The organism is Robiginitalea marina, assembly GCF_024006985.1.
In the GTDB taxonomy this organism is placed as follows: domain Bacteria; phylum Bacteroidota; class Bacteroidia; order Flavobacteriales; family Flavobacteriaceae; genus Robiginitalea; species Robiginitalea marina.
This window is the reverse complement of the sequence record NZ_JAMXIB010000008.1, coordinates 50,346-65,993: the sequence shown is the minus strand read 5'-3', so window position 1 is coordinate 65,993 and position 15,648 is coordinate 50,346. Positions and strand designations below refer to the sequence as shown.

Genomic DNA, 15,648 nt, shown 5'->3' with positions numbered 1-15,648 from the left:
TCTGGTATAAAAGGTTTTAAAAAACACTATAGAAATTTCTTATAGTGGGAATTCAGGGTTTTTCCACCCGGTTTTCGTCAAAAGAGGAAGGCAGGAGCTTCGGGACCAGCTTGATAAATATGGGGAGTAAAACCGCCCCTCCGGGAAGCAGGAAGATGGCCAGGGAAGGGATGCTTTTGAAAACGTCGAGCAGTTGTTTCTGGACCTTTTTTTTCTCCTCCGGGGTCAGTTCCTTCAGGGTCGATTTGGAAAGCAGCACCATGAGTTCCTTACTTTCCATCAGTTCTTTCCGGAGCCTTTTACTGTTGCGGTGGATCAGCCGGTCCACGACCCTGGCCATGCTCTCATAGTACTGAGCTCCGGGCAGCGCATCCCTCAGGAAATAGACCTGGTCCTCATACAGCCTGAAAAAATTCTCCGCATCGCGAAGGGCAGCCTCCACCTGGCTTTCCGAAAACCCAAGGGATTCCCCCAGAAGGAATACCTCTTTTTGCCTTCGCGGGAATTTCGGGGATTCCTGTCCCAAAACGGCCAGGGCGGCAATGTCCAGCAGGTACCCGGCCACATCGGTCCCCCGGTGGTGCGAAAGCAGGGCGGGGAAGTCATCGGAAAGGAAAGGATCCTGGGCCTTCAGGTAGCTGCGTGAGCTCTCGAAGACCTCCAGGAGTTTTTTTCGGCTTTCCCCCGGGCCCCGGGGGTCCAGGGCATGGTAGATCAGGTTGATGACTATGGATTCCAGTTCCTGCACATGGCTTTTCGGGTCTGCGATGCCCCCGAGGTAGGCGCGAAAGCCCAGCAGGTCGAGGGGTAACAGCATATTGGTAATGGTGGAGTTGAAGGTCCGGCTCAACAGGGGCTCCCCGAGGTAGACCCTCGAATCGAGCAACTTTTCCAGCTGGGAAGCGGGTTTGCCGCTCCTGAAAACTTTTTGCAGCAAGTTGGGCTGGGCCAGTTCCATTTTATGGTAAAATTCGAGTGCAGTGGCCAGGAACGATGCGAAATCGCCCCCGGGGCGGGCCAGGCGGTAGCTGTAGCTGAGCCCTGCCAACAGGTTTACCTTGGCATTTTCGTCCTGGGACAGGGGGTAGGGGGGGACCACAGTGGCCGGGATGCCCACATTGATCCCATACAGGAAGCCGCAGGCCCTCAGGTCTGAATCCAGCCCCCGATAGTCGGTATAAGGCATGGGCCGGTCCCCGGTGAGGGACCCAAATTTATCAATCCAACCAGGAGCAGAGGGGTTCATTGAATGCCGGTCTGGGGTTCCAAAATTAGGTGAAAATAGGTATTCCTCACCAGGTCATCCCAAAGCATCCGTTCTTTTTTGCCCCTGTTTTCGACCAACGCCTGTCGGACCCGGGGTTTTCGACGAACAGCACCCGGCTTGGGCGATACCTGAGTGTTTTTGTCAGTTTCCCGCGCCGGCAGGATCCCTATCTTTACCGTATCCCGCAGATCCCGAAACGTTGCAGCTCAGGATCCCGGAAAGAACACTTAGGAACACACGTTATGGAAATACTCCTTTTTTCATTGTGGATGGCGATCATGTGCGCGCTGGGCCTTCGGGTTTACCTGGCCCATCAATCCCTTAAAAAAATACAGCGTTAAGGAAATGCCTGAAAACAGGGGCGCGGAGCCCTATGCCATCCGGGAGGCTACTTTCTGCCAGTTGATGATCTTCAGGATGTTCTGGAGGTATTCACCCCGTTTGTTCTGGTATTTCAGGTAATAGGCATGCTCCCACACATCGATACCCAAAAGCGGGGTTCCCCTGCGTTCTGCCACCTGCATCAGGGGGTTGTCCTGGTTGGGCGTGGAGCATACAAATAATTTTTTGTCGGCATCCTGGCACAGCCAGGCCCAGCCAGACCCGAAACGCCTGGCTCCGGCTTCGGCCAGTTCGTTCTTCAGGGCCTCCATAGAACCGAAGTGCTCCACTACCGCCGGTTCAATGGCACTCCCGGTATCTTCCCCGGGGGTCAGGACGTCCCAGTACAGGTTATGGTTGTAATATCCTCCCCCGTTATTGCGGATGGCCGTGGGCAGGGTGTCCATAGCCAGGATCTCCTCAAGTGTTTTGTCCCCAATGCCCGCTTCCTTCAAGGCAGCATTCAGGTTGTTGGTATACCCCTGGTGGTGTTTGGAGTGGTGGATCTCCATGGTCATCGCGTCGATGATTTCCGGGAAGGCATTGTAGCCATAGGGGATTTCGGGAAGTTCAAAAACGACCGGGGCCAACGCGGCTGCCGCTGGTTCTGCTGCTTTTGGTTCGCCTTTGCAGGAACTGAACAGGAGGGAAGGGGCTACCGTAACTCCGGTGGCGGCCATGGCGGTTCTTTTCAGAAAGGTGCGTTTTTTCATCGGGATCGTTTTTTGGGTTGGCTTTAAAGATACGGAATTCAGCAGTGGTTGTCAACCGGCGCTTTACGGGCGATCTTCCGCCTCCCGGGTAAGGACCTGGATGGGGGACTCCAGGGTCCGGTGTACCGGACAGCGCCCCGCGATTTCCAACAGGCGGGAGCGTTGGTCCTTGTCCAGGGCCCCGGAGAATTCCACGACGCGGTGGAAGGTGTCAATTTTTGCATTCGGGTCCTCCATGCATTCCAGCCCATCCCGGGCGTGCTCCCGGGCGTATGAGGTGTGGACCTCCACATTTTCCAGGGGCCAGCCCTTTCGGCGGGCATACATTTGAAGGGTCATTGCCGTACAGGCCGACAGGCTGGCCGAAAGCAATTCGTATGGGGAAGGGCCGAAATCATTTCCCGAATAGGAGACCGGCTCATCTGCGGTCAGGTAATGGTTTCCCACTTTCATGCGGGTGGTGAAGCCATCTTCCGCGTCGAGGCTGGCCACCACCTGATGGTCGCTTTTCAGCGGCTCTTCCCGCTGCCTTTCCAGGTATCGGGAGGCCCAGCTCCCGATGACCTGCCCTGCATAGGAGGCGTCTTCCGCCCGGCTCAGGAGGTGGTCTGCCCCGTCCAGGCTCAGGAAACTCTTGGGGTGGCGGGCGGCGCGATAAATCTTCTCGGCATTGTCCACGGAAACCACCCGGTCCTGGGGGGAATGCAGGATCAGCAGGGAGGCTTCCAGGCCTTTGATCGCCCGATCCAGGGAGTGGTTCCGGAGGTCTTCGAGGAATTGCCGCTGTATGGTGAACCCACGGCCGCCGATGTTGACCCTGGCCATGCCTTCTTCCCGGATTTCTTCCAGGCTGCTTTTGAGCAGGCGGGTGACGTGATCCGGGTCTGAAGGCGCCCCCACGGTAGCCACCGCCCGTACCGTGGGTAGTCTGGTGGCTGCGAAAAGTACGGCCGCACCGCCCAGGGAATGCCCCACAAGCAGGGCGGGGGCCTCATAATCCCGTTTCAGGAAGGCCGCAGCCGCTTCCAGGTCTTCCACATTGCCGGAAAAGTTGGTGTCCGAAAAATCGCCCTCGCTTTCCCCCAGGCCCGTAAAGTCGAACCGCAGCACGCCGAACCCCATCCCCGCCAGGGCCTGGCTGATCTGACGGGCCGCACCCAGGTTTTTGCTGCAGGTAAAACAATGGGCGAAAAGGGCGTAATGGTGCGGGTGGCGGTTGGGCGGAAGGACCAGCCGTCCGGTCAGGCGGTGGCCCTGGCGATTTTCAAAATGTACTTTTTGGGTTCTCATGGAAGGGTCCTTTGCCCTAAGGTCGTAAAAATAAACGGTACCTGTCAAGGGTAGGCTCCCTAAGGCCGCAAGGGCTCCCCCAGCAAATACAGATGGCTGCCCCGGGCTTAGTCGCGTTTGGCCTTGTTGAAAAGGCCCCGCAGGTCGGGGTTGTAAAACAGGGCTACCTGTAGGCGGTCGAAGTCCGCTCCCTGAAAATGGTTTTTCAAATACCCAACCTGCACGTTGCTGTTATCCGTCAGGTGTACCCCAAGGGCCCCGTAGAGGCGGTTTTGCCCGAAAATCTCGTCCTGCAGGTTCAGGAAGACTTCATCGTAGAAATTGACGAAGAAGGTGTTGGTAAGGGGAAGGGTGAGTTGCAGGCGGTAGCGCGCCCGGTGCTGGAGGTCGGAATCCCCGCCGAAGTCCAGAAAACGCTGTTCCAGGCGGTATCGGTGTTCGATCCGGAATTCCCATATCCTGTCGAGCAAAATAAATTGCTCAAAAATCCGGTGTTCCAGGAAAAAATTCCCTTCGAAGGCAGCCTCCTGCGACGGCTTTTCTTCAAAAGTCGGGTCGGTGCCGATATAGGCATACCCCAGGGTGGCTATGGCTTCCGGATTGATATGGTAGTTCATGCCGGTGCGCAACAGCAGCTGGTTGAAATTCCCTCTCCACTGGTAGTGACGCCATTGGGCTTCGGTATGCAAACTCCACCGCTGTGAAAGGCGGTTGGTGCCGAAATACATATACCACCCCCCCAGCTCGTTTTCACCGGTCTGCTGGCCCGCCATGGGCTGAAGGCTGCCCAAAAGGAGCACCAGCAGGCAGGCGAGCCAACATGCCTTGAATTTCCCTTGTTGTTTCCTGTTTCGTATGCTCAAACGCCGGGGTCTTTATTCGTTTTCCAGTGCCCCCCCTTCCATGGGGTTGTCCCGGATCGGGGAAACGGGGGCATTTTTCAGGTGGGTATCCAGGAACTCCAGGATTTTTCGGTAGCCTTCCACCTGGTTTTCCTTCTTCAGGAAGCCGTGGCCTTCATCTTCAAACAGGACGTATTCCACGGGAACCCCGTTTTTACGCACCCCCGCTACAATCTCGTCGGACTCCACCTGCAATACCCTGGGGTCCTGGGCGCCCTGAAGAACCATAAGCGGCCGGGTTACCTGCTCCGTATGGAACAGGGGGGAGATAGCCCTTAGCCGCACCGAGTCGGCGCTGTACGGGTCTCCCAGTTCCTTGTAGAGGGCCTCTTTGAACGATTCCCACCAGGGCGGGATGGAACGCAGGGTACGGATCCAGTTGGTCACCCCGAAGATATTTACCCCCACGCCGAACTCCTCCGGGGCGAAGGTCAGGGCGGCCATGGTCATGTAGCCCCCATACGAGCCGCCAATGATCCCGATTTTTTCCCCGTCTATGACGGGCAGGCCCGCCAGCCAGTCTTTTCCGGCTATGCAGTCCTTCAGGTCCTTGTCGCCGTGGTTCAGGTCATCCATCTGGTAAAAGGTTTTCCCGTACCCCGAACTCCCGCGGTTGTTCACCGCCAGGATCGCATACCCGTGGTTGACCAGGTACTGGATCAGGGGGTTAAAGCCCTGTCGCGATTGCCCGCCGGGCCCCCCATGTACCCAGACCAGGGCAGGGGCCGGTTGCGTTTCGGAAGCCTGATGCGGCCGGTAATAGATGGCGGGTATTTCCAGGCCGTCAAAGGACGGGAACCGCACCACTTCGGCCCGGACCAGGTGGGCCGGATCGATTTCCGGGTTCAGGACGTCGGTCAGGCGGACCATCTGTTGGTCTTCCAGGTCCAGGACATACAGGTTCGCAGGGGAGTGGGAGCCCCCGGCGAAGAAACGCATGGTTCGCTCATCGTCGGAGAAGGCCACACTGCTCAGGTCCAGCCCTTCAGGAATAGGCAATTCCAACTGTTTTCCTGTCCCGGCCTCCATCACTTCGATTGTCGTTTTGGCATCCTGGTTGATGTAGGTTACCTGGTATTTCCCATTTTCGGTAAAGCTGCTCCCGGTGATATCCCAGTCGCGCTGTAATACCTTTTCCCGGGTCCCGTCGGCCAGGTGGTATTTCATGAGGTAGGCAAACTCTGAGCCGTCGTCGGTGGTGTAGAGCAGGGCCGTGTTATCCGGGGTAAAATCCTGGGCGGTATTCGCCGATTGCCCCGCGTTGATGCGGGTGGTGGTACCCTCCCCAAGATGGTATAGGAACAAATCGCTATCGTTGGTATTGATGGATTTGGCCAGGGCAAGGTATTGCTCATCGGGGGAAATGGCCTCCAATTCGTACCCCCCGTCATTTTGGAAGAGCAGGGTGGGCTTAAAGGTTTCCAGGTCCATGCGGTACAGGTCCATGAAATTGGCATCCCGCTTGTTGGAACCGAAGTAAAACGAATTCTTGTCTTTTGCCCAACGGTAGAACAGGGATCGCGCGCCTTCCTCCGGGGTCAGGTCGCGGTGCGACCCGTCGGGTTCCAGCAGGTAGATGTGGAATACCTCATCCCCATTGTTGTCCATTCGGAACAGGATGCGCTCATCGCGGGGAAAATAGGAGATGGCAAATACGGAAGAGCTGTCAGAGGCGGTTAGCGCAGTAAACTCACCCCCGGCTGCCGGTACGGTATAGAGGTTGTAGATGCCCGAACGGTTGCTGTGGACCAGCAGTTTGGATTGGTCCGGGGAAAAACTGCCCCCGCCCACACTTTCATTGTCCATCATCTGTTCGATGGTATACGCCTTAAGGGACTGCGCCACCGTGGGCGCCGCCGCTTCCTTTTTGCAACCCAACACGGCCAGGGCAACGCCGATGGCGAGGAAGGATAATTTCATCCGCAGGGGGTAGGCTGTGGCTGCATTCATTCCAGGGTCAGGGTTTTGGTTTCCTTGAAGGGGGAAAGGTCAAGGGACTGCATGGATTCCCGATAGGCTTTCCAGGCATTCGCGAAAAAGGCGTTGGTTTCCCCCAGGGCCTTCTTCAGGTCCTCTTCGGCAAATTCCATCAGGCGGGCTTCGGTAGCCGTCATCCCGGAGGGGCGGCTCCCCACATACCCGTAAGCATTGGAAATCCGGCGCACCACCGTCATTTCCTGGTTTCGGGTAATCCCCTGACGTTTGTCTTCCTTCCCCAGGTAGCGATCCAGCAGGGAGTCGATTTGTTTGCTGATCTCGCCCGAGGCCTTGATCTGCTCCTTGAACTTCTCCTTATCCAGGTCTTTCATTTCCTTCTCGTACTGACTGGCCACTTTTTTGCTCTCCAGGAGCTGCTTTACGGCATCAGCGGCCGTTTGCATATACGAGTCCAGTTTTTTCACCGCAGCGTACTGAGCTTCCAGGGCAGCAGGGGATTGTTGCAGGCGGGGATCGGCTTCAACCCTAACGGTGGTCTCATCCCGGGCCTCCCCGAGCTCGATTACCACCCGGTAAGTGCCGGGCAGGACGGTTACCCCCCCGGGTTCGCGGGTGCGCTTGCGCAACGTGCGGGAAGGGCGGTCGGGGCCGGCTTCGTCCAGCCCCCAGTAGGCCCTGTGAAAGCCTGCCGAATCCGGGGTTTGAAATTTCAACGTCCGTATCAGCCGCTCCCCGTCGTAGATTTTCAGGAACACGGAGTCTTTTGTTTTCACCTTCGCGGAGGATGTTTCCGGGTCGGAATCGCCATTTTCCGGTGCTTCTTTTTCTTCCGGTTTTTCCTGTACCTCGCCGGCCTTTTTCCCTTCCTTCAGATAATAGGTGATCATGGCGCCATTTTCCCGGTTTTCCCCATTGAAAATGGCATCCGCCCCAAAGCGGCTTCCGGAGGGTTGCTGGTAGGCAGCCAGGTAGGCCGTTGGGGAAGGAAAAAGCCGGACGGGCTGGTTCATCACGGTCGGGTCTTCAGCCAAAGCCCTGAGGGGACGGATATCGTCGAGTACCCAGAAGGCCCTTCCAAACGTACCGATCACCAGGTCGTGCTCCCTGGGGTGTATCACCAGGTCCATGGTGGGCACCGTCGGATAGCCCCGGGTCCACTTCTGCCATGATTTTCCCGCGTCCAGTGAGAGGTAAAGCCCATCGTCGGTTCCCAGGAACAACAGGTTCGGGTTTTCGGGATCTTCCACAATCGAAAGGGTAAAACTCTCCACATCGTTTCCATCAACAATGCGCTCCCAGGTATTTCCATAGTCCCGGGTGCGGTACGCGTAAGGGGTAAAGTTATACCTTCGGTAATCGTTGGCAATCAGCAGGGCTTCCCCCTTATTGCGCCCGGAGGCCTTTATTTGAGCAATCCAGCTCCCTTTGGGCAGCCCTTTCAGGTTTTGGGTCACTTCCGTCCAGGAAGTGCCGCCATCGGGGGTGTAGTGCACCCGGCCGTCATCGGTACCCACCCACAGCATTCCGGATTCCACAGGCGAAGGTTCGATCACCAGGATGGTGCAGTGGTTTTCGGCCCCGGTCGCATCCATGGAAAGCCCCCCGCTTTCGCTTTGTTTTTGCTTTTCGGGGTCATTGGTGGTCAGGTCGGGGGAGATCACCTCCCAGGTCAGGCCCTTGTCGGTACTTTTATGGACGAACTGGCTGCCGAAGTAAACCGTGGATGGGTTGAAGGGGTCCTGTCCTATGGCTGCATTCCAGTTGAACCGCAATTCGGTGGTGGCGTCCGGGGGCGTGGGGCGCACGGTATAGTCATTCCCGGTCATCCAGTCATATCGCTGCACAAAGCCCTGCTGGCTCATGGCGTACCCGTAACGCGAATCTTCAGGGTCCGGGACCACGTCAAACCCATCCCCGAAGGCGATTTCCTGCCAGTAGGAATTGCGGATGCCCTGGGCCCTCCAAACATAGGCTGGCCCCCGCCAGGAACCGTTGTCCTGCATCCCCCCGTACACATTGTAGGGAAACTCCTGGTCCACGGCCACATGGTAGAACTGCCCCACGGGCAGGTTCCCTATAAAACGCCATGACTTCCCCCCGTCGCGGGTAATGTTCATCCCCCCGTCATTCCCGTCGATCATAAACTGGCCATTTTTCGGGTGGATCCACCAGGCGTGGTGGTCGGGGTGTACCCCGTTATCGACGCCATAGGCCGGCATCAGCTGGTTGAAACTGCGTCCCCCGTCTTCGGAAACATTCACATAGGTGAATACGGAATAGACCCGGTTTTCGTTTTGCGGGTCCACAAAAATGTCGGAGTAATAAAACGGACGGTCGCCGATGTCGTTTCCGTCATTGACCTTTTTCCAGGAGAATCCTCCGTCTTCCGACCGGTAAAGGGCATTCTTTTTGGCCTCGACCAGGGCGTAAACCACATTGGGTTTCCCCCCGGCGATTGCCAGGCCCATCCGGCCCAGCTCCCCTTTGGGCAACCCTTCCTTCTCCCCCAATTGCTTCCAGGTAACCCCCCCGTCATGGGTCATGTACAGGCCTGAACCCGGTCCGCCCGATTTAAAGAACCAGGGGTCCCGCTTGTGTTCCCACATGGCCACCATGAGCTTGTTGGGGTTGGCGGGGTCCATAACCATGTCGGCCACCCCTGTTTTGTTGTTGACAAACAGGATTTTATCCCAGGTTTTTCCCCCGTCGGTGGTTTTGTAAACCCCCCGTTGTGGATGCTCTCCCCAGGGCGATCCAATGGCGCCCACATAAATGGTATTGGGGTCGGTGGGGTCAATCAGGATCCGGTGGATATGCCGGGTTTCTTCAAGGCCCATGCGCTGCCAGGACCGGCCGGCATCCAGGGAGCGGTATATGCCGTACCCGCCATTCAGGGAATTGCGGGGATTGCCCTCCCCGGTACCCACCCAAAGCACGGAGGGGTTCGACTGCTGGATGGCCACCGCCCCGATAGAGGCGGTAACCTCCTTATCGAAAATGGGCTCCCACCGGATCCCCCCGGAGGCTGACTTCCACAGGCCGCCCGATGCGGTGCCCACATACATGATGTCGGGGTCAGCGGTCACCACGTCTATGGCCGTAACCCGGCCGCTCATCCCTCCGGGACCTATGTTCCGGGGCTTGAGGTCGCCCGCAAGGGTCATATCAAATTGTTGTCCGAAAAACGGTGCCGTTGCGAACAGCAACAGCAGGGGGAATAGTTTTTTCATAGGGTTAGGAATTGGTCGGCTAAAGATACCAAAAACGGAGGGTGGAACTCTTAAAAGTGTGTTAACGGACCCGGCCTAAGGGGGTGATCCAATGTCTGGTTTACGGGTAGGATATACTAAAAACAGCGAAAAAAAAGTACCTTCGTTACCAAAGACTATCTGGGCCAGGGCCTTTGCTTTCAGGCCCTGGATTTAGATTCTAGCCTATGAAATCCCTATTTATTTTCCTGCTACTTGGTTTCCTTGCGTATTCCTGTAACGACGAAGGCACACTTAGTTCCACCAATCCTGTGAACTGGGAAAATCGGAGGGCAACCGCGACCTTGCCAGATTCCCTGGAGCGGGGAACCACCTACCTTTCGGTTTACTCTCAGGTTTACAGCCTGACGGAGCATCGGACCCATGACCTCACGGTTACGGTGAGCATGCGCAACACAAGCCTTTCGGATACGTTGTTTTTGCAAAAGGCGGCCTATTTCAACACCCATGGGGCACCAATAAGAACCTATTTTGACCGGACTATCTTCGTGGCCCCAATGGAAACGGTGGAGATCGTAATTGAAGAGACCGACAGGGAAGGGGGTACTGGGGCCAATTTTATTTTTGACTGGGCGGTGCTTCCCGGCGTACCGGAACCACTGTTTGAAGCCATTATGATATCAACGTCCGGCCAACAGGGCTTATCCTTCACCACCCAGGGCAGGCGGATTAAGTAGTGCTCTCCCTGCCATTAAAGTGCACAACCCGCCTGCATCCTTAGGTTTTTTGAAAGAAAGCGCCCATGCGCAGCTTATCCGAAGTCATCCGCACCCGGGAAATTCACTATGCCGAATATCCCGATTCCATCCCGATTATCCGCTGTAATTCTGTAATTTTATGGAGTGAGAAAAGTTCTTTTGTGAAAAATTTAGTCCTCTATTACCTCGCCGTTTTTATACCCCTGGGGCTGATCCTGTTGTTGCGGTGGCAGGACGCCATCGGCCCGGGGACCCTCCTGATCCTGATCGTTGCATATGCCCTGATCTACAGGACCTGGATCGATGGGTCCCGCCTGGCGGCCAAGGGGATTATTTCGAAAAAAGACCGTTGGAAGATGATGTTGCCCGGGATGCACATGAAGCATTTCACCGAGCTGTACTTGAAATAAGATAAGGGTATTTTGACCCTGCTTTGGGGCTGAAAGATCCATAAGGACAGGTTTCCCGCCGACAACTTTTGGGGCCTAAGCCCCCCACCCCCGGGAACAAAATTACCCCCCTCCGGGATAATCCCCTTGCAGTATGGCGGATTAAAAATTCACCCTCATTTTCCAAACAATCCGTATCTTCCGTCCCTATCTAAAGCCTCAAACCCATGAAGAATACTCTTTTTTTCCTCCTGGCTTTCCTGATGGCCGCAACACCCCTGATGGCCCAGGATTTTTCCGCCCTGCAATACCGCGAACTGGGACCCTACCGGGGTGGACGCGTTACGACGGTGGCCGGGGTGGCTTCCCATCCGGGTACGTTTTATTTTGGAGCCACGGGAGGCGGGGTTTGGAAAACAGAAGATTATGGGGCCAGCTGGCAAAATAAATCCGACGGGTATTTCAGCACCCCTTCCATCGGGGCGATTGCCGTGGCGCAAAATGACCCCAACATCGTTTATGTGGGGACAGGTTCCGACGGCCTTCGCAGTAACGTAATTGAGGGGAAAGGGGTCTATAAATCCATCGATGCAGGCAAAACCTGGCAGCACATCGGGCTGGGGCAAACCGGGCAGATCGGTGGGGTACGCCTCCACCCCCAGGACCACAACACGGCGTATGTGGCTGCCATCGGGAAAGCCTTCCAGGCCAGTACGGAACGGGGATTGTATAAAACAACCGATGGGGGGCGATCCTGGAAACAAGTCCTCTCGATCTCGGACCGGACCGGGGTTTCCGATGTGGAATTGCTCCCTACCAACCCAAATGTCCTTTTTGCTGCAGCCTGGAAGGCCCAAAGGACCCCATGGACGATTATCAGCGGCGGGACCCCGGAAGAAGGCGGTATCTATAAAAGCCTCGATGGTGGTGCCAGCTGGACTAAAATAGAAAAAGGCCTTCCCACCGGGTTGATAGGAAAAATTGACATTGAAGTGTGCCCGTCTGATTCCCGTATCGTATATGCGCTGGTGGAAGCCCCGGGAGAGGAGGGCGGCCTGTACAAATCGGAAGACCAGGGGGAGAGCTTTGCGCAGGTTTCATCCCATAATGGCATTCGCACGCGGCCCTTCTATTATACCAATATCAGGGTTGTTCCCAAAAACCCCGATATTGTCTACGCCATGGCAACGGGGTACTTCAAGTCTGAGGATGGCGGCAAAACGTGGAGCCGAATGCGGCCCCCGCACGGCGACAACCACGATATGTGGATCAACCCCGACAACCCGGACCTTTTCATACAAAGCAACGACGGTGGGGCCAACGTCACCTTCAACGGGGGACAAACCTGGTCTACCCAGTTCAACCAGCCCACAGCGGAAATCTACCAGGTGGAGGTCGATAACCAGTACCCGTACTGGCTTTACGGGGGGCAGCAGGATAACTATTCCACCGTGGCCGTCCCCAGTATGCCGCCTTACGGGGTGCAGGCTGAAGGGATAGGCTACATCATCAATACCGGAGGGTGCGAGACCGGTCCGGCAGTACCCCACCCGACCAACCCCGATATAGTGTATTCCAACTGCAAGGGTCGGTTTACGGTTTACAACAAGCGCACCGGCACCGAACAGTCGTATTATGTGGGGGCTGCCAACATGTATGGCCATAACCCCCGGGACCTGGAATTCCGCTTCCAGCGGGTATCCCCCATCCATGTTTCACCGCACAACCCGAAGGTCATCTACCACACCTCCCAGTATGTGCATAAAACGGTAGATGAAGGAAAAACCTGGGAAATCATCTCGCCCGACCTTACGGCTTTCGAAGCTGACAAACAAGTGGTCTCCGGGGAACCCATTACCAGGGACGTCACCGGGGAGGAATTCTACAGCACAATTTACGCCATCAGGGAATCCCCGTTGCAGGAAGGGGTGATTTGGGTAGGGGCCAACGACGGGCCCGTACACGTAACCCGCGATGGGGGAAGTTCCTGGGAGGCAGTTACCCCGAAAGCCCTGCCCCCGGGCGGGCGGGTCGATGCAGTGGAACCCTCCCCGCACAACCCGGCAAAAGCGTATGTCTGCGTCCTGCGATACCAGTTGGGGGACCCTAAGCCCTACCTGTTCAAAACTGAGAATTACGGCAAAAACTGGAAATTGCTTACCCCCGGGACCAATGGTATCCCCTCCGGGACCCCTGTGCGAGTGGTTCGGGAGGACCCGGTGAGGGAAGGCCTCCTCTTTGCCGGGACAGAAGATGGGATGTACCTTTCCATGGATGATGGACAGACCTGGAAACCCTTCCAGCAAAACCTGCCCATTACCCCCATTACGGACCTGAAAATCCACCGGGGCGACCTGGTACTCTCCACCATGGGAAGGGGCTTCTGGGTCCTCGATCGCATCACGGCCCTTCGACAGATGGAAGCAAAAGCCCCCGAGGCCCCCGCGGTTTTCCAGCCTGAACCGACTGTCCGCTACCGGACCCCTTCCGGGGCCTGGGACAGTGAAACCCCCAGGTATCCAAAGCCTTCGGTTATTTTTGACTATGTACTTCCGGAGGCGGTGCCAGGCCCTGTGCACCTGGAAATCCGCGATGCTTCAGGTACCGTCCTGGCCGCCTTTACCAGTGACGCATTGTCCGAAAGCGGAACCGGGGCCGAGCGGGACATGGCTACGAATTTCACCGAATTCCGGGTATCGAAAGACCTTACAAAAAATCCCGGTTTCAACCGGTTCCATTGGGACATGACCCTGCCCGGCCCCTGGTCCCCGCAGGAAAACCGCAGGTACGAAAATGGCCCCATGGCCGGGCCCGGGCGGTATACGGCGGTCCTCCATACCGGGCAGGCCCAGGCAAGCGCGCCCTTTGAACTGGTCCTCGACCCCAGGGTGGTTGCTTCCGGGGTAACCGAATCCGAAGTGGATGCCCAGGTCGGATTCCTGCTCAAAATCCGTGACAAGGTCAGTGAAACGCTAAGGCTGCAGCACGACCTCGAGAAAAAAATTGAAGAATTGCAGAAATCTGCCGCCCCTTCCGAGGCTGAAAAACGAAAGCTGGAAACCCTTCGGCAGGTCATGAGCCGGATAGAAACCCAGGAGGGGATTTACATGCAGCCCATGCTGGCCGATCAGTGGCGCTACCTTTATTCCATGATGGACCAGGCCGACCAGGCCCCCGGAAAAGATGCCCTGGACCGGTTTGATGCCCTGAGTGCCCAGTTGGAGGCCCTTAAAAGGGAATTGGAGGAGTAACGCACCGGCTAACCTGTTCCAGGCTCCCGGGGTTTTCTGCTGGCCAGGTAATCTGGGAGTTTAGGGGTATTGGGCGATTGATTTTTTTTTTCCTTCCTGCGTGCAGGTTGCAGGGCAGGGGCGTATTTTCGATTTTGGGGGAGGGGGGGCACCACCTTAAAAAAAACCGGTGCTTTACCCCAATCCACAGCCAGAAATCGGCTCCGGTCCCTTTTGAGGCGACAAGGACCTTTATTCCCGGGGACCTCCCTTGACTACCCTGCCATTGAACATCACAAAACGGACATCCCTCAGCGCCCGGATATCTTTCGAAGGGTCGCCGGGCACGGCAATCAGGTCGGCCAGGAAGCCAGCACAGATCCGCCCCAGCCGATCGAGGTGGAAGGTTTGGGCATTTACGGCCGTTGCCGCCTGCAGGACCTTCAGGGGTTCCATCCCATAGGCCACCATGAGTTCAAGCTCCCGGTAATTTTCCCCATGCGGGTATACCCCAACGTCCCCGCCGAATCCTATGGCCACCCCCGATGCGAGTGCCAGGCGGAAACTTTCCTTTTTCCTGCTGATGCGGTCGGATTCCGTGATACCATCCCATCCGCCATACCGTTCGATAGCATCCCCGGCGGCCAGGGTGGGGTAGAGGACCACCCCTTTTTCCTTCATCATCCGGAAGACCTCCGCAGTACCCCCGTCGCCATGCTCGATCGTTTCCACACCCGCCTGAACCGCGCGTTTCATGCCCTCCGGGGTACTGGCATGGGCCACAGCATATTTTCCCGCACTCCGGGCGGCAGCTACAATGGCTTCCAGCTCTTCTGGCAGGAATGTCGGTTGTGACGGAGCCCCTGGGGTCCATCGGTAATCGGCATAGATTTTAATGAAATCGGCCCCTCCCCCAAGTTGTCGCCTCGCTGCGGCAATGACCCCATCCACGCCGCTGGCCGGTTCTGCCCCAAGGGGGACTGTCACCCCTTCATGGAAACCCTTTGGGCCATACGCGCCTGTAGCCACTATGGCCGGGCCGGCGACCAACAGGCGGGGTCCCGGGATAATCCCCGTTTCTATGGTTTTTTTCAGGGCCACATCGGCGTATCCTGCACCTTCGGATCCCAGGTCCCTCAGGGTGGTCACCCCTGCCATCAGGGACCTGTGTGCATGCACGCTCCCCCGGATGGCCCGTTCCGCCGGCGACTCCTTCAGCACCTGGTCATTCCAGGAGGTCTCATTGTACGGGTGCAGCAGCAGATGTGAGTGGCCCTCGATCAAGCCGGGAAGCAGAGTCATTCCCTCCAGGGCCATAATAGGTGTTCCTTCCGGGACCTGAAACCGGTCCTGCGGCCCGGCATAAGCTATGGTGGAATCCTTCACGTAAACCACCCAGCCCGGCTGCATGGCATTTCCGTCGAAAACCTGTTGTGGTTTGAGCAGGACCTGGGCCGAAAGTACATTGAGGATACTGGTCAGGCAAAGGAGGAGGAAAAGGGGTTTCAGCGAGATCATGGAATATTGTTTAAGTGTGGCCGGGGGTATCCGGGCGCCGCGGTTCGCCTGGC

At 56.9% G+C, this 15,648-nt stretch carries 10 protein-coding genes; 3 read left to right on the top strand and 7 right to left on the bottom strand.

Annotated elements, in window-relative coordinates:
- Positions 1-52 precede the first annotated feature (52 nt).
- The 6 genes from NG653_RS10840 to NG653_RS10815 form a co-directional block, all read right to left on the bottom strand.
- Positions 53-1,246, bottom strand: coding sequence for an LETM1-related biofilm-associated protein (locus NG653_RS10840; protein ID WP_252741723.1), 1,194 nt, complete (start codon positions 1,244-1,246; stop codon positions 53-55).
- Between the two features lie 392 nt (positions 1,247-1,638).
- Positions 1,639-2,361 carry a superoxide dismutase gene (locus NG653_RS10835; protein ID WP_256470468.1) on the bottom strand — a complete coding sequence of 241 codons (723 nt, stop codon included), beginning with the start codon at positions 2,359-2,361 and terminating at the stop codon, positions 1,639-1,641.
- Between the two features lie 63 nt (positions 2,362-2,424).
- Positions 2,425-3,651: a bifunctional alpha/beta hydrolase/OsmC family protein gene (locus NG653_RS10830; RefSeq protein ID WP_252741722.1), complete on the bottom strand. Its 1,227-nt coding sequence runs from the start codon at positions 3,649-3,651 to the stop codon at positions 2,425-2,427.
- Between the two features lie 107 nt (positions 3,652-3,758).
- A complete protein-coding gene (locus NG653_RS10825) occupies positions 3,759-4,514 on the bottom strand; it encodes a DUF2490 domain-containing protein (protein ID WP_252741721.1) in 756 nt (251 codons plus the stop codon).
- Between the two features lie 12 nt (positions 4,515-4,526).
- A complete protein-coding gene (locus tag NG653_RS10820; RefSeq protein ID WP_252741720.1) occupies positions 4,527-6,503 on the bottom strand; it encodes a S9 family peptidase in 1,977 nt (658 codons plus the stop codon).
- Positions 6,500-9,721, bottom strand: a complete 3,222-nt coding sequence (locus NG653_RS10815) for a VPS10 domain-containing protein (protein WP_252741719.1) — start codon at positions 9,719-9,721, stop codon at positions 6,500-6,502. Before NG653_RS10815 ends, NG653_RS10820 begins: the two co-directional genes overlap by 4 nt.
- A gap of 206 nt (positions 9,722-9,927) precedes the next feature.
- Between NG653_RS10815 and NG653_RS10810 the strand changes: the two genes are divergently transcribed.
- The 3 genes from NG653_RS10810 (at position 9,928) to NG653_RS10800 (ending at position 14,098) form a co-directional block, all read left to right on the top strand.
- On the top strand, positions 9,928-10,437 hold the full coding sequence (locus NG653_RS10810; RefSeq protein ID WP_252741718.1) for a DUF3124 domain-containing protein: 510 nt from the start codon (positions 9,928-9,930) through the stop codon (positions 10,435-10,437).
- A 182-nt stretch (positions 10,438-10,619) separates the two neighbouring features.
- Positions 10,620-10,868 (top strand): hypothetical protein, encoded by a 249-nt coding sequence (locus NG653_RS10805; protein ID WP_252741717.1) that lies wholly within the window; start codon positions 10,620-10,622, stop codon positions 10,866-10,868.
- A 206-nt stretch (positions 10,869-11,074) separates the two neighbouring features.
- Complete coding sequence (locus NG653_RS10800) at positions 11,075-14,098, top strand: VPS10 domain-containing protein (protein ID WP_252741716.1); 3,024 nt, start codon at positions 11,075-11,077, stop codon at positions 14,096-14,098.
- Positions 14,099-14,329: 231 nt separating this feature from the next.
- Here the strand turns inward: NG653_RS10800 and NG653_RS10795 are convergent, their stop codons facing one another.
- Positions 14,330-15,595, bottom strand: coding sequence for a metal-dependent hydrolase family protein (locus tag NG653_RS10795; protein WP_252741715.1), 1,266 nt, complete (start codon positions 15,593-15,595; stop codon positions 14,330-14,332).
- Positions 15,596-15,648: the final 53 nt, after the last annotated feature.

What these genes read in the sequence shown, in the direction of transcription:
- NG653_RS10840 (WP_252741723.1), bottom strand. Translation starts at nt 1,246, where the DNA reads ATGAACCCCTCTGCTCCTGGTTGGATTGATAAATTTGGGTCCCTCACC.
- NG653_RS10835 (WP_256470468.1), bottom strand. Translation starts at nt 2,361, where the DNA reads ATGAAAAAACGCACCTTTCTGAAAAGAACCGCCATGGCCGCCACCGGA.
- NG653_RS10830 (WP_252741722.1), bottom strand. Translation starts at nt 3,651, where the DNA reads ATGAGAACCCAAAAAGTACATTTTGAAAATCGCCAGGGCCACCGCCTG.
- NG653_RS10820 (WP_252741720.1), bottom strand. Translation starts at nt 6,503, where the DNA reads ATGAATGCAGCCACAGCCTACCCCCTGCGGATGAAATTATCCTTCCTC.
- NG653_RS10815 (WP_252741719.1), bottom strand. Translation starts at nt 9,721, where the DNA reads ATGAAAAAACTATTCCCCCTGCTGTTGCTGTTCGCAACGGCACCGTTT.
- NG653_RS10810 (WP_252741718.1), top strand. Translation starts at nt 9,928, where the DNA reads ATGAAATCCCTATTTATTTTCCTGCTACTTGGTTTCCTTGCGTATTCC.
- NG653_RS10800 (WP_252741716.1), top strand. Translation starts at nt 11,075, where the DNA reads ATGAAGAATACTCTTTTTTTCCTCCTGGCTTTCCTGATGGCCGCAACA.
- NG653_RS10795 (WP_252741715.1), bottom strand. Translation starts at nt 15,595, where the DNA reads ATGATCTCGCTGAAACCCCTTTTCCTCCTCCTTTGCCTGACCAGTATC.